We start from the raw sequence: 18,740 nt of genomic DNA, 5'->3' as shown, positions 1-18,740 counted from the left end.
GCTCCTCCGCCGCGTTCACGCAGGCATGGCTGTCCGAGCCCACGCCCCAAAGGCCGCCGTGCTGCAGCCACAGCGGCATGTTGAATATGCCGTCGCCGAGATTGGCCTCCGTCGTGGGGCAGATGCCTGCCACGGCACCCGCGCGGGCTGCTTCGGCGTACTCTTGCGGCGTCATGTGCGTGGCATGCACCAGGCACCAGCGTGCATCCACCGGGGCATGGTCGAGCAGCCACTGCACGGGGCGCTGGCCGCTCCAGGCCAGGCAGTCATCCACCTCCTGCGTCTGTTCAGCAATGTGGATGTGGATGGGCGCATGGGGATCAAGGGCGGCAAGCCCCTGCACGGCGGCGGTCAGGCTCTCGGGCGGCACTGCCCGCAGCGAGTGCGGAGCAAGACCCAAACCAGCCCCCATCGCTTTCGCTACGGGCGTGAGCCGCTCCAATAATGAGAGCATGTTGTCCGTGCTGCGAATGAAGCGTGCCTGGTCAGCGCGGGGCGGCTTGGCACCAAAGCCGCTGGTTTGGTAGAGCACCGGCAGCAGCGTGATGCCGATACCCGCGCTCTGCGCCGCACGCAGCAGGGCCAGCGACAGCGTGGCATCGTCGGCATACGGCGTGCCATCGTGGTCGTGGTGCACGTAATGAAACTCGCACACGCTGGTGTAGCCCGCTTCCAGCATCTCGACATACAGCCAGGTCGCAATGGCCTCCAGCGATGCGGGCGTGATGCGCGCAGCAAAGCGGTACATCAGGTTGCGCCAGCTCCAGAAGCTGTCTTGCGCCTGACCCCGGTATTCGGTGAGCCCCGCGAACGCGCGCTGGAAGGCATGCGAGTGCAGGTTGGGCATGCCGGGCAGAAGCGGCCCTGGCGCTTGCGCCACCCCAACAGGGGCGGTGCAGCCTGGCGTGACCTGGGTGATGCGCCCTGCCCCGTCCCATTCGATCAGCACGTTGCGCGCCCAGCCGCAGGGCAGTAAAGCGTCAGCAGCAAACAGTTGTTGCGTCATGGCAAAACTCCGTGAATGCGCCCTTGCCGCACGATGGTGCAGGCAGGCTTGTGGCCCAACCAATAGGCCAGCTCAGCCGCTTCGCCCACGGGCCACAGCACAAAATGGGCAGGCCGCCCTGATGCGATCAAACCGTGCGAATCTTGCAAGCCCAGCGCACGCGCGGCATGGGTGGTGATGCCCGCCAGCGCCTCGGGCACCGTCAGGCGAAACAGCGTGCAGGCCATGTTGGCCATAAGCAGCAGGCTGAGCGCGGGCGAGGTGCCCGGGTTGTGGTCGGTGGATACCGCCATGGGCACGCCCGCTGCGCGCAGTGCGGCAATGGGCGGCAGGTGCGTATCGCGCAGCGTGTAGTAGGCGCCCGGCAGCAGCACGGCCACGGTGCCAGCGGCCTTCATGGCGGCGATGCCGTCGGCCGACAGGTGTTCGATGTGGTCGCACGACAGTGCACCGTAGCGCGCAGCCAGCGCCGATCCGCCCATGTCCGACAGCTGCTCGGCGTGCAGCTTGACGGGGATGCCGAGCTTTTGCGCAGCCTGAAAGACCTGCTCCGTCTCAGCCAGCGTGAAAGCGATGCGTTCACAGAACACATCCACGGCATCCACCAGACCTTCTGCGGCCAGTGCGGGCAACATCTCGTTGCAGACCAGATCGACATAGGCTTGGCTACGGCCAGCGTACTCCGGCGGCAACGCGTGCGCGCCGAGGAAGGTGGTACGCACCGTCACGCCATACACCTCGCCCAGGCGGCGGGCCACGCGCAGTTGCTTGCGCTCGTGTTCCAGCGCCAGACCGTAGCCGGATTTGATCTCGATGGCGCACACGCCCTCAGCCAGCAGGGCCGAGAGGCGCGGCGCGGCCAGGGCGAAGAGCTCGTCTTCCGACGCAGCACGCGTGGCCTTCACGGACGACACGATGCCCCCGCCCGCCTTGGCCACCTCTTCATACGTGGCACCGGCCAGACGCATGGCGAACTCATTGGCGCGCTGGCCGCCGTAGACCAGGTGGGTGTGGCAATCCACCAGGCCCGGTGTGGCAAGCGCACCCCGCGCATCGTGGCGCGGCAATGTCTGGAAAGCAGCGGGTAAACATGCTTCAGGCCCCACCCATTGCATGCGGCCACCCTGCACCGCCACGCAGGCCAGTTGCCCCTCGGGCACAGGCACATCAGCCATCCACAGGCCGGGCGCGGGTTTCAGGTTCAGCCATACGCCGTCGGCGCTGCGGCTGGCGGGCCATTCGTTGGGATGGCCGCGGTTGTCCATGTGTTGCATCTGCCTGCCCACGCGGGGGCTCCGTGTTGAATGCTATATAAATGATAGCTACAAGTGCTTATCTATCAGGCGGAAACGGCCATTTTTATTCAGTTTTTTGCACCACAACAGGCTGCAAGGCAATCCAGACCAGCGTGGGCGCGTCGGCGGCGGCACCCGCATGCAGCGGCTCCAGTCGACCCGGCGTTGCACCGCCCTCGCCCGCCCACCAAAAGCCCTGCCCTGCGGCCAACGCACGCGGCCCGGCGCCCGGTGCCACCCATTGCCAATCGCCTTGCAGCACCAGGCACAGGCCTGCGGGCGTGTCGCCGGGCGACTGCGCATCGCCCACCACCCGCAGCGGCCCGTGCCACAGGCCGCGCCGTTGCATCAGGTTGAAGTCCTTGGACGTGCCGCCCAGCATGGCGCCATCCACCGCGTCATCGCCCGAGAACGCAAACGGTTGCCAGCGCTGCTCCAGCCGGTGCTCCCAGCCCAGGCTGCGCAGGTGCAGGCCGTCGCCCCCCAGCAGCATGATCTGCCGGTCGATGGACGGAAAGACCGAGAACGGCCCGGGCCGATCCACCGTGGCCAGGCTCACGCGCCACTCGAAGCTGTTCATGTCCGCACCAGGCGGCCAGCAGGCCAGCTCCTGCGTGCTGCCACCGCCGTTTTTCCAGGGCGTGCTGGGGGTGGTGGCGAGGTCAAAAAAGTGCATTGCCATCGTTGTCGTCGTACTCATCAGGATGTTGCAGTGGTCTGCCCGATACCCGAAACCAGCAGTGGGAACAACGGGTGGTCCATTTCTGCGCCAGCGGGCAACTCATCCGCCAGGCCGGGGAACTCGGGCGAGGTCTTCCACGGTCGGGGCGCATGGCGCGCGTCATCTCCCAGAAAGCGCACCGAGAACACGCGGCGGCGGTTGGTGCCCTCCACCCCACCGGCGGCATGCAGCGTGAGCATGTGAAAACACACCACGTCACCGGGCTCGATCTCCCAACCCACGATGGGGAAGGCATCGCGGTCGGCCTCGACATTGGGCAGGTCCTGCAGGCTGCCTTCGGGGAACCATTTGGCCTGGTTGTCCATGAAGGTGCGCGGCATAAGCCACGGCCCCTTGTGCGAACCGGCCACAAACTCCAGCGTCGCAGCGCGAGACACCGGGTCCACCGGAATCCACATGCTCACGTTCTGCTGGCCTTCGATGTTGTAGTACGGCTGGTCCTGGTGCCAGGGCGTCCTCTGGCGCGTGCCCGGCTCCTTCACCAGCACATGGTCGTGGTAAAGCCTTACGGTGTGCGACTGCATGAGGCGCTGCGCGGCCAGCGCGAGCGGCGTCTCGTGCACAAAGCGGGCGAACTGAGGGATGTCCTGCCAGTTGCAGAAGTCCTCGAAGAAACGGCCCGGGTCATCGGGGCGGCTGGCCACTTTGGCGCGCGGGCTTGGCGCGGCCAGATTGGCGTCGATGCCATCGCGCAGCAGCGCCACCTCTGCGGGCGTGAGCAGCTGCTTGATGCAGATGGCGCCATCGCGCTCAAAACGCGCAATGTCGTCTGCAGTCAGGCGCTCCTGCAAGCGTTGCTGAAAGCGTGCATGCAAGGGTGTGTCCAAGGTAGATGAAGGCTGGGGCATCTTGGTTGTCTCCTTGATTGTTGTTGACCGTGGTTCTCCATGCCGCGCCCAGCCTCGGGCATCAGGCGCGCGTGAGCACGGCTTGCAGGAAGGAACGCGTGCGCTCCTGCGTGGGGTTGGTGAAGATAGCGTCAGGCACGCCAGCCTCGATGATGCCGCCGCCGTCCATTACCACGACCACATCACCTACCTCGCGCGCAAAGTCCATCTCGTGCGTGACCACCATCATCGTCATGCCTTCGCTGGCCAGCAGCTTCATGACCTGCAGCACCTCGCCCACCAGCTCAGGATCGAGCGCCGACGTGGGCTCGTCGAACAGCATCACGCGCGGCTCCATGGCCAGCGCGCGGGCAATGGCCACCCGCTGCTTTTGCCCGCCCGACAGGCTCGCGGGCATGGCCGAAGCCTTGTGCGCAAGGCCCACTTTGGCCAGCAGGGCCTGAGCACGCTCCTCGGCCTCCTTGCGTGCGAGGCCCCGAAGCTTGCGCGGGCCTAAAGTGACGTTGTCGAGCACCGACAGATGCGGGAACAGGTTGAACGACTGGAACACCATGCCCACCTCCTCGCGCAGGGCGTTGAGGTCATGGTCGGGCAGCATGCGGCCATCCTGCACCAGCGTGCGGCCGCAGATCTCGACCGTGCCACCCTCGGGCTGCTCCAGGCCATTGCAGCAGCGCAGGAAAGTGCTCTTGCCCGAGCCACTGGGCCCGATGACCACCACCACCTGCGACGGCAGCACGTCAAAGTCGATCCCATTCAGCACCACATGGGTGCCAAACGACTTGCGCAGTCCGCGAATGCGCACGATGGGCTGCGTGGCCGAATCCACCGAATTCATCACAGCGTCCTTCTTCATTGCACCATCCCTCCGGCGCGCAGGCGCAGCTCGATGCGACGCAGCACCAGCGTGGTGATGCCCGTGAGGATGAAATACACCACGGCAATCGCCAGATACACCTCCAGCGAGCGGTACGACACGCTGATGATCTTCTGCCCTTCGTGCATCAGGTCGTGGATGGTGAGCAGCGACACCAGCGCCGAGTTCTTGATGAGTGCGATGAACTCATTGCCCAGCGGCGGAATCATGCGTACCACGGCCTGCGGCAGCACCACAGTGCGCATGGCCAGGCCCGAAGACATGCCGATGGAGCGCGCGGCCTCCATCTGCCCCTTGTCGATGGACTGAATGGCGCCACGCACCACCTCAGACACATAAGCGCCCGAGTAGATGCCCAGGCCGATCACACCACACACAAAGGCGGGCAGCAGGATGCCGAACTGTGGCAAGCCAAAGAACAGGATGAACAGCTGCACCAGCAGCGGCGTGCCACGGATGGCGGCCACATACGCGGTGCACAGGGCATAGACCACACGGCGCTTGGGATTCAGGCGGCCAATGCCTACCAAAAGGCCCATGACACAGCCCAGCAGCAGCGAGGCGGCCGTGATTTCCACAGTGACCAGCGCACCCGCCAGCAGCTGTGGCACCCCGGCCCAGACAGGAGAAAAATCGAGTTCCATGGCTCAGTTCGGCAACGGTCAGTTGGTCAGTGGCTTGCTTACTTGGCAGCGCTGTTGCTGAACCACTTCTTGACGATGGCCGCGTAGGTGCCGTCGGCCTTGAGCTTGGCGATGGCACCGTTGACGGCCTTCGTCAGCTCGGGCGTGTCCTTGCGCAGGGCCATGCCATATTCCTCGGTGGTGAGCTGCTCGTCGAGCACACGCAGGCCAGGACGGGTACGCACATACTGGAACGCGGCAGGTTTGCCGGTCACGGCGGCGTCCGCACGGCCAATATCCACCAGGTTGAACATCTCCTGGTTCTTTTCGACCTCGACACGCTGCACCTTGGGGAACTTCTCGGTCAGGTACGACACCGACTTGGTGCCCACTTGCACGCTGACTTTCTTGCCATCCAGGTCGGCCAATTTGTTGATGGTTTTGTTGTCGGCCTTCACCATCACCACCAGGCCACCGGCGTAGTAGGCATCGGTGAAGTCCACCACTTTCTTGCGCTCGTCGGTGATGTAGATGGCCGATACCGCCATGTCAAAGCGCTTGGAAATCAGACCGGGAATCAGGCCCTTGAAGTCGATGTCCACCCACTCAACCTGCTTGCCCATGGTCTTCGCAATCGCTTCGACCAGCTCAATATCAAAGCCTGTGCGCTTGCCGTTCTCGACAAACTCCATGGGCGGAAACGTGGCATCAGTGCCCACACGCAGCACGTTGTCTTGCGCCTGCGCACCCGTGGTGCAAAAAGCTGCGGCGGCCAGGCTGGCCAGAAGAAGGTTGCGACGAAGGTTCATGGGGAAAGCTCCTTGGGAAGGGGTGAGGGAAATCAGGGAGAAGTGAGCTGGCGGGAGATGCGCGCTGCGGCAACGACGGCCATGCCGGTAAGCGAGGCCTCCTGCCCTTGGGCTCGCAATATCGGGGCCATCAGGGTGATGGCCCCGGCGGCCTGCCGGGGAGAGCCGAACACGGGCACGCTGACACCCCAGACACCGGCATCCACCTCGCCAGAGCTGACGGCATAACCCGCCTTGGCGATGCCTTCCAGCTCGGTCTGCGCCGCATCGCGCTCGGGGGTGCCTGCGCCGTAGTGCATGTCCAGAATCGCGTTGCGCGTTGCCGCGGCCACGTGGGCCAGCAAACATTTGGCAGAGGCGCCGGCGCGCAGCGGCACGCTGCGCCCTTTTTCGAACGAGCAGCGCAGGGCCTGCGTGCTGTCCACCATGTCCAGGCACACCACGCTGTCGTTCACAGCCACCACCAACCCCACGCTTTCGTGGGACTGCCGGGCCAGGGCCTGCATGTCCGGCCGCGCGTGGTGCACCAGGTGCGACGCCATGTCAAAGCCCAGGGCCAGTTGCAGGCTGAGCGGCCCAGGCGCGTAGTGCCCGTTGCTCTCCAGCACAAAGCCCCACATCTTGAGCCGCGCGAGCTGGCGGTACAGCGTGCTGCGCGCCAGACCCGTGGCCTCCATCAACTCTGCAGCCGACATGGGCTGACCGTGCTGGGCCAGCACGGCCAACACGTGCAGAACACGGTCGGCGGCGGCAACGGAGGTCAGTCCACGGGCGGTCATGGACTCAGTATCAAAGGATTGCTGCGGCATTCAAACCCCGCATTCCCACTCAATGGGAATGCAGTTCCCTTTTTCACATTCCTGTCATTCCCTCTCTTTCTTCGGACTACTTCACCATGGGCAGCTTCAGGCCCTGCTTCTTGGCCGTTTCCACCGCCAGCTCGTAGCCCGCATCGGCATGGCGCATCACGCCGCTGCCGCAGTCGTTGACCAGCACATTGGCAAGGCGCTGGGCAGCCGCATCGGTGCCGTCGGCCACGATGACCATGCCAGAGTGCTGCGAGTAGCCCATGCCCACGCCACCGCCGTGGTGCAGGCTGACCCAGGTGGCGCCACCGGCGGTGTTGAGCAGCGCGTTGAGCAGCGGCCAGTCGCTCACGGCGTCGGTGCCGTCGCGCATACCCTCGGTCTCACGGTTGGGGCTGGCCACGCTGCCCGTGTCCAGGTGGTCACGGCCGATCACGATGGGGGCCTTCAGCTCCCCGTTCTTCACCATCTCGTTGAAGGCCAGGCCAGCGATGTGGCGCTCGCCCAGGCCCAGCCAGCAGATGCGTGCGGGCAGGCCCTGGAAGGCAATGCGCTCGCCCGCCATGTCGAGCCAGCGGTGCACGTGCCGGTTCTCGGGGAACAGCTCCTTGATCTTGGCGTCGGTCTTGCGGATGTCTTCCGGGTCGCCCGAGAGCGCCACCCAGCGGAACGGGCCCTTGCCTTCACAGAACAGCGGACGGATGTAGGCGGGCACAAAGCCGGGGAAGTCGAACGCGTCCTTCACGCCTTCATCAAACGCCACCTGCCGGATGTTGTTGCCGTAATCCACCACCGGGATGCCCATGTGCTGGAAGTCGAGCATGGCCTGCACGTGCACCGCGCAAGACTTGGCAGCGGCCTTCTTCAGCACCTCGTGCTGCGTCACGTCCTGCTGCGCGGCACGCCATTGCGCCACCGTCCAGCCTGCGGGCAGGTAGCCGTTGACGAGGTCGTGGGCCGAGGTCTGGTCGGTGACCAGGTCAGGTTTGAGGCCACCCGCCTTGGCGCGGCGCACCAGCTCGGGCAGGATTTCTGCGGCGTTGCCCAGCAGCGCGATCGACACGGCTTCCTTGGCTGCCGTGTGCTGCTGGATCAGCTCGAACGCATGGTCGATGTCACGCGCCTGCTTGTCCACATAGCGCGTGCGCAGGCGGAAGTCGATGCTGCTTTGCTGGCATTCGATGTTGAGCGACACCGCGCCCGCAAACGTGGCGGCCAGCGGCTGCGCGCCGCCCATGCCGCCCAGGCCTGCGGTCAAAATCCACTTGCCTTCCAGTGAGCCGCCGTAGTGCCTGCGGCCCGCCTCGGCAAAGGTCTCGTACGTGCCCTGCACGATGCCCTGCGTGCCGATGTAGATCCAACTGCCCGCGGTCATCTGGCCGTACATGAACAGGCCCTTCTGGTCCAGCTCACTGAAGTGCTCCCAGTTGGCCCACTTGGGCACCAGGTTGGAGTTGGCCAGCAGCACGCGCGGTGCATTGGTGTGGGTCTTGAACACGCCCACGGGCTTGCCGGACTGGATGAGCAGGGTCTCGTCGTCGTTCAGGTCTTTGAGCGAGGCGAGGATCTGGTCAAAACACTCCCAGTTGCGCGCGGCGCGGCCGATGCCGCCATACACCACCAGGTCTTGCGGGCGCTCGGCGACCTCGGGATCGAGGTTGTTCTGAATCATGCGATAGGCCGCCTCGGTGAGCCAGCTCTTGCAGGTGAGCTGGTTACCACGCGGCGCGCGGATCATGCGGGTGGCGTCGTGGCGGGGGTCGGTGTTGGAGGCTGCGGCGATGATGGCGTCGTTGGCGTTCATGGTGGGCTCCTGTGAATCAGTGGGTGTGCTTGGAAAAAATCAGACGAAGCTGGGCAGGCATTGGGTGAGCGGCGCGGGCCATGCGGACTGCTGGGCCCATTCGCGCATGGTCTCGATGTCCGGGGCCAGGTAGCGGTCTTGCTCCAGATAAGCCACGCGCTCGCGGATGGCGGCGAATTGGTCTTCGATGAGTGGCGAACTCTTGAGAGCACGGTCAAATTCCATACCCTGTGCGGCGGCCATGGCCTCGATGCCGACCATCACCGCTGCATTGCGCACCATATCGCCCAGGCGGCGCGCGCCGTAGGTGGCCATGGAGACATGGTCCTCCTGGTTGGCAGAGGTGGGCAGGCTGGTCACGCTGCTGGGGTTGGCCAGGCACTGGTTTTCAGCGGCAAGGGCTGCGGCAGTGACCTGCGCGATCATGAAGCCGGAGTTCACGCCGCTGTCGCGGATCAGGAACGCGGGCAGGCCCGAGAGGCCTGGGTCGAGCAGCAGCGACAGGCGGCGCTCGGAGATGGCGCCGATTTCGGCGACGGCCAGCGCGATGATGTCGGCCACAAACGCCACAGGCTCGGCGTGGAAGTTGCCGCCGGAGATCACGTCGCCGTTGTCAAAAACGAGCGGGTTGTCCGACGCGGCGTTCGCCTCAATGGTGAGCACGCGCGCCGCGTGGTGCAAGTTATCGAGGCACGCGCCCATCACCTGCGGCACGCAGCGGATGGAGTATGGGTCTTGCACGCGGCCGCAGTTGGGGTGCGAGGGGTCGATGGCGCTGCCATCCAGCAGCGCGCGCACAGCAGCCGCCACGGCAATCTGCCCGGCCTGGCCGCGCGCTTCGTGGATGCGTGCATCAAAAGGCTTGACCGAGCCCTTGATGGCTTCGAGCGACAGGCAGCCCGCAACCAGCGCGGCAGCAAACACGCTCTCCGCGCCGAACAACCCGGCCAGCGCCAGCGAGGTGGACACCTGCGTGCCGTTGAGCAGCGCCAGCCCTTCCTTGGGGCCCAGCACAAAGGGCTGCAAACCAATAGAACGCATGGCCTCGGCACCCGGCACCACCTTGCCATCCACTTTGGCCTGCCCTTCACCGATCAGCACGCAGGCCAGGTGAGCGAGCGGTGCCAGGTCGCCGGATGCACCCACCGAGCCTTTGGCTGGAATCACCGGCAGCACGTTGGCGTTGGCCAGGGCCAGCAGCGCGTCCACCAATTCAGGGCGCACGCCAGAGTGGCCGCGCGCCAGGCTCACGGCCTTGGTCGCCAGGATGAGGCGTACCACGTCGTCGGGCAACGGATCGCCCGTGCCTACACTGTGCGACAGCACCAGGTTGCGTTGCAGCTCAGCCAGTCGCTCATGCGCAATCTTGGTGCTGGCCAGCTTGCCGAAACCGGTGTTGATGCCATAGACCACCTGGTCTTCATCCACGATGCGCTGCACCGTGGCGAGGGACTGCTGCAAACCTGCGCGGGCGGACACATCGAGCACCAGTTGCACGGGGCCCGCGTGGATGCGGCGCAGCTCGGCCAGCGTGACGCGGCCGGGGTGCAGAGTGAGGGATGAGGCGTTGTGTGTCATGGCATTGATCCTGTATATACAAGTAGGTACAAGCGAAAAAATACGATGTTTTCGGCGAAAAACTTTTAGCCCGCTACCGGGTTGCCATCCGCGCGGAAGCGGCTGCCGAGGCGGTAGCGGGTGGCGGGGTGCAAACACCGCACCACGGTAATAGGCACACCGCGCGACCAGGTGCGGCGGGTGAGCAGCAGGCAAGGCTCCTGCGGAGACATCTCCAGCAGCGTGGCCTGCTCGGCGGTGGGCATGACGGCATCGACCACATGTTCGATCTGGTCGAACGGCACGTTGCGCACCAGGTATTCGGAGGGCTGCAGCTGCGTGAAGTCCTGCGCGGCGAACTGGGGCACCTGGCGCGGGTTCACGTGGCGGTCTTCCAGTTGCACAGGCAGGCCGTCCTCGCGGTGGATGCACAGCGAGTGAAAGACCGACTCGCCCGTGCGCAGGTCCAGTGCCGCTGCGACCTCCAGCGTGGCCGAGATGCGCTCCACCGCCAAAACATCGCAGCGGTAGTCGTGACCGCGCTGGCGGATTTCGCTGGCCAGGTTGGCGATCTGCAAGAGCGTGGACTGTGGCTTGTCTTCAGCCACGAAGCTGCCCACGCCCGCCACCCGCACGATGCGGCCCTGCTCCACCAGCTCGCGCAGCGCGCGGTTCACCGTCATGCGCGAGATGCCGAACTGGGTGACCAGCTCGTTCTCGGACGGCAGGCGGTCGCCCGCGCGCCAGATGCCTTCCTGGATCTTGCGCGAGATGTGGTCCTTGATCTGCTCGTACAGCGCCATGGCCTGCGCAGGCGCAACCGTGGCGGCCACAGCCTTGGCGGGCGTGGCGCTGCGGTTTACCGTGGATGCGGTGCGGCGGGACGGACGGGCGCTCATGGACGTTGCGTAGTCAGATCAGTGCAGATCGGCCGCCATGGACTCGGCGCGGATCTCTTCCGTGAGGCGCGCCTTGAGGTCCATGAACTCGGGGCTGGTCTTGATGGTGTAGTGGCGTGGGTGCGGCAAGTCCACCGCCAGCTCGGTCTTGATGCGACCAGGCCGGGCACTGAACACAGCCACGCGGTTGGCCATGAAGATGGCTTCGTCGATGTCGTGGGTGACAAACAGCACCGTCTTGCGCTCGGCCTCCCAGATGCCCAGCAGCAGCTCTTGCATGAGCACGCGGGTTTGGTTGTCGAGCGCGCCAAAGGGCTCGTCCATCAGCAAGATCTTGGGGTCGTTGGCCAGGGCGCGCGCAATGGCGGTGCGCTGCTGCATGCCGCCCGACAGCTGCTTGGGAAAGTGCTGCTCGAAGCCGCGCAGGCCCACCTTGGCGATGAAGTACGCGGCGCGTTCCTTCTGCTGGGCTTCGGGCATGCCCCGCTCGCGCAGGCCAAAGCGGATGTTCTGCTCGATGGTGAGCCAGGGGAACAGCGTATAGCTCTGGAACACCATGCCACGCTCGGCGCCAGGGCCTTCGACCGGCGCGCCATCAAGCAGCACACGGCCGCTGGTGGCGTGGTCCAGCCCCGCCACGATGCGCAGCAGCGTGGATTTGCCGCAGCCCGAAGGGCCAAGAATAGTGACGAAGTCGTTGTCCTGCACTTCGAAATCGACCGGCTGCAGCGCCTGCGTGCGCTGGCCTTTGGCGGTCTCGAAAACGCGCGACACAGCTTGAATGGATACGCGGCTCATCGCACAAAACTCCAGGCAAACAGACGGTGATTGAGCGCCTTGAAGGCGAAGTCGGACACCAGCCCGATGAGGCCGATGATGATGATGCCGAAAATGATCTGGCCGGTGTTGAGCAGCGACTGGCTGTCGGTGATCATGTGGCCGATGCCGCTGGATGATCCAATCAGTTCGGCCACGATCACATACGTCCAGGCCCAGCCCAGCACCAGGCGCAGGGTCTCTGCGATCTCGGGCGCAGCACCGGGGATGAGCACGCGGGTGACGATGCCCTTGTGGCCCGCGCCCAGCGTGTACGCTGCCTCCACCAGATCGCGCCGCGCGCCGCCTACCGTCACAGCCACCATCAGCGTGATCTGGAAAACCGAGCCGATGAAGATGACGAGGATCTTCTGCGCCTCGCCAATGCCCGCCCACAGGATCAAGAGCGGGATGAAGGCCGAAGCTGGCAGGTAGCGGCAAAACGAGATGAACGGCTCAAAGAACGCCTCAATGCCCTTGTAGGCACCCATCGCAATGCCCAGCGGCACGGCAATGACGGCAGCCAGGATGAAGCCGCCGACCACACGCCAGATGGTCATGCCGATGTCTTTGATGAAGCCGTACTCGGTGAACAGCAGCCAGCCCTCCTTGGCCATGGTGATGGGGCTGGCCAGGAAGGTGGGCGACACAAAGCCGCCCAGCGTGAAGAACGCCCACACCGCCACGAACACGACGAAGAAGGCGAGCCCCAGCATCCAGCGCGCGCGGGCACTCACGGGCTCCAACGGAGCCAAGGAGCGACGGCGCACGGGCGCATGGGACTCAGGTACGGACAGGGGTTGCACGGCAGACATGGCGCGTTCTTCTTCCTGGGTCTGTTACTTGATGAAGCTCGCGTCGAACGTGACGTTCAAGTCCTCCGGCGCCTTGCGGATGATGCCGGCCTCCAGCAGGATGGCCGTGGCATCCTTCATGAAGGACTGCAGCTCGCCCGCAAAGAACTTCTGGTTGGCAGCCTTGTCCTGCCAGCGCAGGAAGGAAGAGGACTTGGCAAATTGCTCGCCTGTCTGCTTGACCGCTGCGCCCATGATCTCGTTGGACTTGGCCGGGTCGGCCTTGATCATGTCGAGCGCCTGGAAGTACGAGTTGGTCAGCGCCTGTGCGGCCTTGGCGTTGGCCTTGAGCCAGGTGGGGTCGCAGCCCACGGTGTCCATCACCATCGGGTAGTCGAGCGTGGTGGCCAAAATCTTGCCGGCCGCAGGGTTGTCGCGCACGGTGGAGAGGTAGGGCTCGTACGTCATGGCGGCATCGTTTTGCCCGGCCACGAAGGCCTGCGCGGCCGCCTGGGGCGACAGCGTGGTGGTCTTCACGTCCTTGAGGCTCATGCCGTTCTTGCTCAGCATCCAGGCAAGGCCAAAGTACGGGGCGGTGCCGGGCGCATCCACGCCGATGGTCTTGCCCTTGAGGTCCGCAAAGCTCTTGATGTCGCCGCGCACTGCAATGCCGTCGGCGCCGTAGGACTTGTCCATCTGAAAGATCTGCACGATGGGCACGCCATTGGCGTTCCAGGCCACATGCGTCTCGACCGTGGTGGCAGCGCACTGGATGGACTTGGAAGCCAGGGCCAGGTGGCGGTCCTTTTGCGGGATCATCTTGATCTCCACATCCAGGCCGTTCTTCTTGAAGATGCCCGCCTTGTCGGCCAGCGTGAGTGGTGCAAACCCCGTCCAGCCGGACATGCCCAGCACTATCTTGGTGTCCTGCGCCTGGGCCGGTGCGGCCAGAGCCATCACACATGCCGTTGCCGCTGCCAGCGACGTCCATTTCACAACCGATCGAGTCATCATCTGCTCCTGTTTGAAAAAAGTACCACCCCAGCCGGTTCGCACCTGCGTTCCGGTCGCCATGATGACACCGGGAGCATACCTGTATATACAGGGTAAACACCCAAAAAACCGGCTCATCGGGCTAGGTGATCAGTAAAGAGCAAAAACGGGGCCAGGCCGCACCAACCTCATCGGGCCTGAGGCGAGTCAAAAAAAACTATCAAATTGATAGCAATAAACACTTTCCCATAGCGCGGGAACGGCCATTTCCCCCACAAATCGCACCCAACTTCCAGGTCGCAGACCCAAGAAGGCCACCGCACCACCCCAGTGCAGACGGATGCCGGACAGCGCTGCGCCGCGCCCCTGGGGCTCAAGCTCACTCGACCACGGGCAGGCGCACCGTGACCGAGAGACCCGGCTCAGCATTGCGCATGTGCAGGTGCCCGTCGTGCGCCTGTGCCACCAGTCGGCACAGGTACAACCCCAGCCCGACCCCGCCGGTGGTGCGCTGGCGAGCGGTGTCCGGGCGATAGAAGGCCTGGGCCAGATGAGGCAGGTGCTCGGGGGGCACACCCCGGCCATGGTCGCGCACTTCCAGTTCGACCACGCGCCGGTCTCCCTCCAGCCGCAGGTGCAGCTCGGGTGGCAAGACACCCGATTCGCTGTGACGCAGGCTGTTGTCCAGCAGGTTGCGCAGTAGCAGGCGCAGGCGGGAGCGGTCAAGCCGAATGGCGGGCAGGTCCGGCGGCGCGTACAGCACGATGTTGGCAGCCCCCACATGGCGGGAACCCAGCTCGGCGATCACCTCGCGCGCCAGCTCCGTGAGGTCGGTAGGTTCGCGGTGCAGTGCGGCGTGGCGCCCAGCAAGACGCTCGCTCTCCAGCAGGTCGGTGATGAGGCCAGCCATTTCACCCAGGTCGCGCAGCAGGGCCAACCGCTGGGCCTCAATGTCAGAGGTCTCAGGCAGCAGTTCGGTGTTCAGCCGGGCCCGGGTGAGCGGGCTGCGCAGCTCGTGGCTCATGGCCAGCAGCAGGGCACGCTTGGCTTCGAGCATCTGATGGATGTCGTCACCCATGGTGTTGATGGTGGCTGCCAGCTGGCCCAGCTCGTCGGGCCGGTGCGCATGCCGCACGGGAATAGGCTGAGCGAAGTTGCCGTTGCCAAATCGCTGGGCGCCCTGGCGAATATCGTCCAGCGGGCGCAGCAGGTGGCGCACGTACACATAAGCTAGCGCCGTCAGCAGCAGCAGCACCGTGAGGGTGCCCCACGCAATGCGCGGGCGCTTGTCCCAAGACAGGGCATTGAGCCCAAACTCGATGTGATGTCCATCAGCCGTTGTGCGCTGCAGCAGGCTGTGGCCATTCTCATCGCCCGCCCAGTGCTCCTGCCTACGGAACTTGTCGCTCATCCAATCGGGGCGTGGCCGGTCGGGGTGCGAGGCCCAGTGGATCTGCGGCCCGTCGATGTGCAGCGTGACGGGCAGCCGGTCGGCAATTGCCTGTGCACGTTCGATGCTAGGCGGGCTTCCGATCTCGGCGGTCAGCCGGTCCACATAGTCCATCAACAAGGGGCGGGCAGCTTCTTTCCATCCCACAGCCACCGCCTTCTGCACCCCGCCCATGAAGGTGACGGCCACCGTCACGGCCAGGGCCATGAAAACCAGCACCAGGCGAATGCGTAGCGAATGCCCCACGGCGTGCCGAGCGCGGCGATGCCACGGGCAGTCGGGGTCCTGGGCCGCGAGTGAGTCCCGCACCTTCATCATCATGGTGCGGCCCGCCGCAGGGCCAGGGAATAACCGGCATTGCGCAGCGTCTTGATGCAGTCGAGCGGCTCCAGTTTTTTGCGTAGACGGCTCACCACAATGTCCACGGCGCGGGTGTACAGCTCGGCCTCGTGGCCGCGCAACTGGTTCAGGATATCGTCGCGGCTGAAAACCTTGCCAGGCTCACGGGCCAGCAGATGCAACAGGTCGAATTCGGTGCCGGTCAGCTCTACCGCCACGCCCTGGCGCAGCACGCTGCGGCGGGCGGCGTCGATGGTCAGCCCATCGAAATCCAGCGAACCCAAGGCAGCGCCCTGCCCCGGTCCTCGTCGGCGTCGCAGCACGGTCTGCAAGCGCGCCACCAGCTCGCGCGGCTCAAAGGGTTTGGGCAAATAGTCGTCGGCCCCCAGCTCCAGCCCCACCACACGGTCCATCACCTCGCCGCGCGCCGTGAGCATCACGATGGGCAGGTCACCCTGCTTGCGAATGGTGCGGCACAGCTCGAACCCATCCATCTCGGGCAGCATCACATCCAGGATGGCGGCATCAAAGCCGCCCGCTCCCAGCAGGGCCAACCCGTCACTGGGTTTGAGGGCGTGGACCAGCTCCAGCTCGAACCGCTGGAAGTAAGTGGCCAGCGGCGGGCCGAGCTGGGCGTCGTCGTCGATGAGCAGGATGCGGTGCATGCCCAATTCTCACACCGTCAGGTGTTCGCCCATGCGCTGGATGGCTCTGCGTCGCCATCGCCCGCGCCCAGCAATGCACGGTGCCGTACGATCAACCGGCGCAATCGTCCCTGGGCGCCCGCATGGAGCGCATCGAAATGATCGGCAGCGGCCAGCAAGGCGGGCAAGGTGTGGGCGGCAACCTCAGGCTGCCGGGCCACCAGGCCCAGCGCATGCTCGCGGTCAAAGCGCGGCCCCCAGACCAGGGACATCAGCTCATCGTGGGGATCCGGCATGCCTGCAAGCAGCGCAGGCCCGTGCGTGCGCACGCCCTGCGCCAGGCGGTGAATGGGTTCCAGCGTGGGAGACATGGAGCAGCCCCTTGCTATCAACCGCGAGCCATCCAGCCCTTGCGGCGCTGCATCAGCTCGCGCACCTTTTGCTGCTGCTCGGGGTTCAGGCTGTCATAGAAATCTGCCATCGCGCTGACCACCTCGGGGCTGTAGGCTTGCACGGCGCGGGTTTTCTCGTCCAGCAAGGTCTGCGCGCGTGCACGGTCGAACTTTTCGCCCGCAACAATGGCCTGCATTTCTGCGCGCGGATCGGCCGTCTTGCCAACAAATGCCGTGCGCTGCGCCTCCATCTTGTCAGCCAGCACGTTAAGTTTGGCTTTTTGAGCATCGTTCAGGTCCAGCTTGCTGCTGACGCGCTCGACCACCTTTCCACGCACTTCTGCCATCTTCTCGGCGCTCATGGGGCCACGGTGATGGTGGCTGCTGGAGCAGGCCGTCAGACCGCCCACCGCGATGGAAGCGCCAAAGATGCCCATCAGGGTTTTCTTGATCCAGGGTTTCATGATGCAGTCCTTTCGAGGACGGTGTTGAACATGACCCGGATAGTGCCGCGCGGCACGCGCTACGTCGTCTCGACGCAGTTTCGGTTTATTTCATTTTGTTTCGCATGACATATTGGGGGGTATGCGGGTACCTTCGCACCCCACCCCGCTCAACGGATCACCGCCGACATCACCACCAATCGGTTCGCCAGCAGCGCCGCCTCATCCACCATCTGCGCCAAGGGTTTGGCGCCAATGCTCCACCCGCCGTACCAGATGGCAAAGGCCGTGACCCCGGGGAACAACCGGCTGCCGGTCGCACCATAGGCGGCAATGGCTTCTTCAATATGGGCATGCTGGGTTGCCGCACCGACCTGAACCTTGCCGTCGAACACCCGGGCCAGGAATTGGTGGGGACATTCATGCCGAATATGCAAGATCAATACCATCATGGACCTTCACACGGGTCCCCCCAACGGGGAAGGGCATAACCACGGCTTACCCCGCAGCCCCGCGCGTGACAGGCTCCACTTGCGGCATCAAGCCGAAAGCACAGGCACAGCCATCAATCAAACGAGGGCTCCAGATCGCACAGCGGCCGAAGGCGCGACTCAGAAGAAGGCCAGCCCCGCGCGCGCAGAGTGGCCCGCCCCAGACCGGTGATGTACAGTACCTTCGCTCTGGGTTGCGACGCATCCACTGGTGGCAATTGCACCTCCACCATGCCCGCTGCGCGCAACACCCTCAGCTTGTCAATGTTGGTAACGTCCGACTCAATCAGAGGCAACTCATCCCACGCCAGCCCCTGCAGGTACTCCATTGGCATAGTGGCCTCCGGCTTGAACGAGCGAGCATTTTGCGGCGCTGTGTTGGGTTTATCAAGGGCTGATACACACCTACAGATACAGGGGTGATTGCTACATCAAACTGAAAAAATGAAAAAGGGCGTTCGCTGGAAGTCAGCGAACGCCCTTGGACGTTATGGTGGTGGAGCTGGCGGGAATTGAACCCGCGTCCGTAAGCCTTCACCGGGCAGATCTACATGTTTAGCGGTCTGTTTTGAATCTCACCACCTGTGTCGCGCAGTCGCACGCTACACAAGCCGCCAGCACCCTATTTTCTCGCCTCGACCCAAGGTACCCGGATCGGAGCCAGCCCATGTAATTATCCTTGCAGCCGGGAGGCGCTGATTACTCAGCACCCCCTTGCCCAGCCCATCGGCCAACTGTTGCAAGGCTCACTGGCAATTAAGCAGCGAGTGCGAAACGTTCGTCGTTTGCAGTTAGTTTGTTAAATCGAGATTTACGAGCGTGACTCAAGCTCGACATGCACCACGCCGATTCCGAACCCACGTCGAAACCAGGACAGCCCCAGACCCTCTATTTTAGGCGTGCACAAGCAATTTCAATAGCTCGATCGGAGATTTAATTGCAGCATGGGCGCCCCATTCGCCAGGATCGGCCTTGGCGCCCAGGTACCCATAGGTGGCGGCAACCGTGCCCATGCCCGCAGCCAGGCCCGCAATGATGTCGCGCTCATCGTCGCCAACATAAATGCACTGCGCAGGGGGAAGCTTCAGGCGGGACGCTGCCTCCAGCAAGGG

21 protein-coding genes and 1 other RNA gene are annotated in these 18,740 nt (G+C 64.5%); all 22 read right to left on the bottom strand.

What is annotated here, in order from left to right:
* The coding region (locus DBR12_RS21190; protein ID WP_108619027.1) for a formimidoylglutamate deiminase at positions 1-1,006 on the bottom strand (1,006 nt) is incomplete at its 3' end.
* A complete protein-coding gene (gene hutI, locus DBR12_RS21185; protein ID WP_233245017.1) occupies positions 1,003-2,271 on the bottom strand; it encodes an imidazolonepropionase in 1,269 nt (422 codons plus the stop codon). The genes hutI and DBR12_RS21190, both read right to left, overlap by 4 nt.
* Positions 2,272-2,365: 94 nt before the next feature.
* Positions 2,366-2,983: a HutD family protein gene (locus tag DBR12_RS21180; RefSeq protein WP_199226753.1), complete on the bottom strand. Its 618-nt coding sequence runs from the start codon at positions 2,981-2,983 to the stop codon at positions 2,366-2,368.
* Between the two features lie 17 nt (positions 2,984-3,000).
* Positions 3,001-3,891, bottom strand: a complete 891-nt coding sequence (locus tag DBR12_RS21175) for a phytanoyl-CoA dioxygenase family protein (RefSeq protein ID WP_108619024.1) — start codon at positions 3,889-3,891, stop codon at positions 3,001-3,003.
* Between the two features lie 61 nt (positions 3,892-3,952).
* Positions 3,953-4,747, bottom strand: a complete 795-nt coding sequence (locus tag DBR12_RS21170; protein ID WP_304529323.1) for an amino acid ABC transporter ATP-binding protein — start codon at positions 4,745-4,747, stop codon at positions 3,953-3,955.
* The gene (locus tag DBR12_RS21165; RefSeq protein ID WP_108619023.1) at positions 4,744-5,412 is read right to left on the bottom strand and encodes an amino acid ABC transporter permease; all 669 of its coding nucleotides are present in this window, start codon (positions 5,410-5,412) and stop codon (positions 4,744-4,746) included. The genes DBR12_RS21170 and DBR12_RS21165 overlap by 4 nt, the downstream gene beginning before the upstream one ends.
* Before the next feature lie 38 nt (positions 5,413-5,450).
* On the bottom strand, positions 5,451-6,200 hold the full coding sequence (locus tag DBR12_RS21160) for a glutamine ABC transporter substrate-binding protein (protein WP_108619022.1): 750 nt from the start codon (positions 6,198-6,200) through the stop codon (positions 5,451-5,453).
* A 32-nt stretch (positions 6,201-6,232) separates the two neighbouring features.
* Positions 6,233-6,979, bottom strand: coding sequence for an IclR family transcriptional regulator (locus DBR12_RS21155; RefSeq protein ID WP_233245013.1), 747 nt, complete (start codon positions 6,977-6,979; stop codon positions 6,233-6,235).
* Between the two features lie 106 nt (positions 6,980-7,085).
* Positions 7,086-8,810 (bottom strand): urocanate hydratase, encoded by a 1,725-nt coding sequence (gene hutU / locus DBR12_RS21150; protein ID WP_108619020.1) that lies wholly within the window; start codon positions 8,808-8,810, stop codon positions 7,086-7,088.
* Positions 8,811-8,849: 39 nt separating this feature from the next.
* Positions 8,850-10,388: a histidine ammonia-lyase gene (gene hutH / locus DBR12_RS21145; protein ID WP_108619019.1), complete on the bottom strand. Its 1,539-nt coding sequence runs from the start codon at positions 10,386-10,388 to the stop codon at positions 8,850-8,852.
* Between the two features lie 65 nt (positions 10,389-10,453).
* The gene (gene hutC, locus DBR12_RS21140; protein WP_108619018.1) at positions 10,454-11,266 is read right to left on the bottom strand and encodes a histidine utilization repressor; all 813 of its coding nucleotides are present in this window, start codon (positions 11,264-11,266) and stop codon (positions 10,454-10,456) included.
* A gap of 18 nt (positions 11,267-11,284) precedes the next feature.
* Positions 11,285-12,064: an ABC transporter ATP-binding protein gene (locus DBR12_RS21135; protein ID WP_108619017.1), complete on the bottom strand. Its 780-nt coding sequence runs from the start codon at positions 12,062-12,064 to the stop codon at positions 11,285-11,287.
* Positions 12,061-12,897, bottom strand: coding sequence for an ABC transporter permease (locus tag DBR12_RS21130; protein WP_108619016.1), 837 nt, complete (start codon positions 12,895-12,897; stop codon positions 12,061-12,063). Before DBR12_RS21130 ends, DBR12_RS21135 begins: the two co-directional genes overlap by 4 nt.
* A gap of 24 nt (positions 12,898-12,921) precedes the next feature.
* A complete protein-coding gene (locus tag DBR12_RS21125) occupies positions 12,922-13,887 on the bottom strand; it encodes an ABC transporter substrate-binding protein (RefSeq protein ID WP_108619029.1) in 966 nt (321 codons plus the stop codon).
* Positions 13,888-14,248: 361 nt separating this feature from the next.
* Positions 14,249-15,634, bottom strand: a complete 1,386-nt coding sequence (locus tag DBR12_RS21120) for a cell wall metabolism sensor histidine kinase WalK (RefSeq protein ID WP_108619028.1) — start codon at positions 15,632-15,634, stop codon at positions 14,249-14,251.
* A gap of 2 nt (positions 15,635-15,636) precedes the next feature.
* Positions 15,637-16,323: a response regulator transcription factor gene (locus DBR12_RS21115; protein ID WP_108619015.1), complete on the bottom strand. Its 687-nt coding sequence runs from the start codon at positions 16,321-16,323 to the stop codon at positions 15,637-15,639.
* A 17-nt stretch (positions 16,324-16,340) separates the two neighbouring features.
* A complete protein-coding gene (locus DBR12_RS21110) occupies positions 16,341-16,673 on the bottom strand; it encodes a hypothetical protein (RefSeq protein ID WP_108619014.1) in 333 nt (110 codons plus the stop codon).
* 17 nt (positions 16,674-16,690) lie between these two features.
* Positions 16,691-17,158, bottom strand: coding sequence for a Spy/CpxP family protein refolding chaperone (locus tag DBR12_RS21105; RefSeq protein WP_108619013.1), 468 nt, complete (start codon positions 17,156-17,158; stop codon positions 16,691-16,693).
* A gap of 149 nt (positions 17,159-17,307) precedes the next feature.
* A complete protein-coding gene (locus tag DBR12_RS21100) occupies positions 17,308-17,589 on the bottom strand; it encodes a hypothetical protein (RefSeq protein ID WP_108619012.1) in 282 nt (93 codons plus the stop codon).
* A gap of 113 nt (positions 17,590-17,702) precedes the next feature.
* Positions 17,703-17,963 (bottom strand): hypothetical protein, encoded by a 261-nt coding sequence (locus DBR12_RS21095; RefSeq protein WP_199226751.1) that lies wholly within the window; start codon positions 17,961-17,963, stop codon positions 17,703-17,705.
* Positions 17,964-18,122: 159 nt separating this feature from the next.
* Positions 18,123-18,509, bottom strand: a transfer-messenger RNA (tmRNA) gene (gene ssrA, locus DBR12_RS21090).
* A gap of 12 nt (positions 18,510-18,521) precedes the next feature.
* The coding region (locus DBR12_RS21085) for an HAD family hydrolase (RefSeq protein WP_158275027.1) at positions 18,522-18,740 on the bottom strand (219 nt) is incomplete at its 5' end.

This window comes from Acidovorax sp. HMWF029 (assembly GCF_003060895.1).
GTDB lineage: Bacteria > Pseudomonadota > Gammaproteobacteria > Burkholderiales > Burkholderiaceae_C > Acidovorax.
The sequence above is the reverse complement of the archived record's forward strand: the minus strand, read 5'-3'. Positions and strand labels throughout refer to the sequence as shown.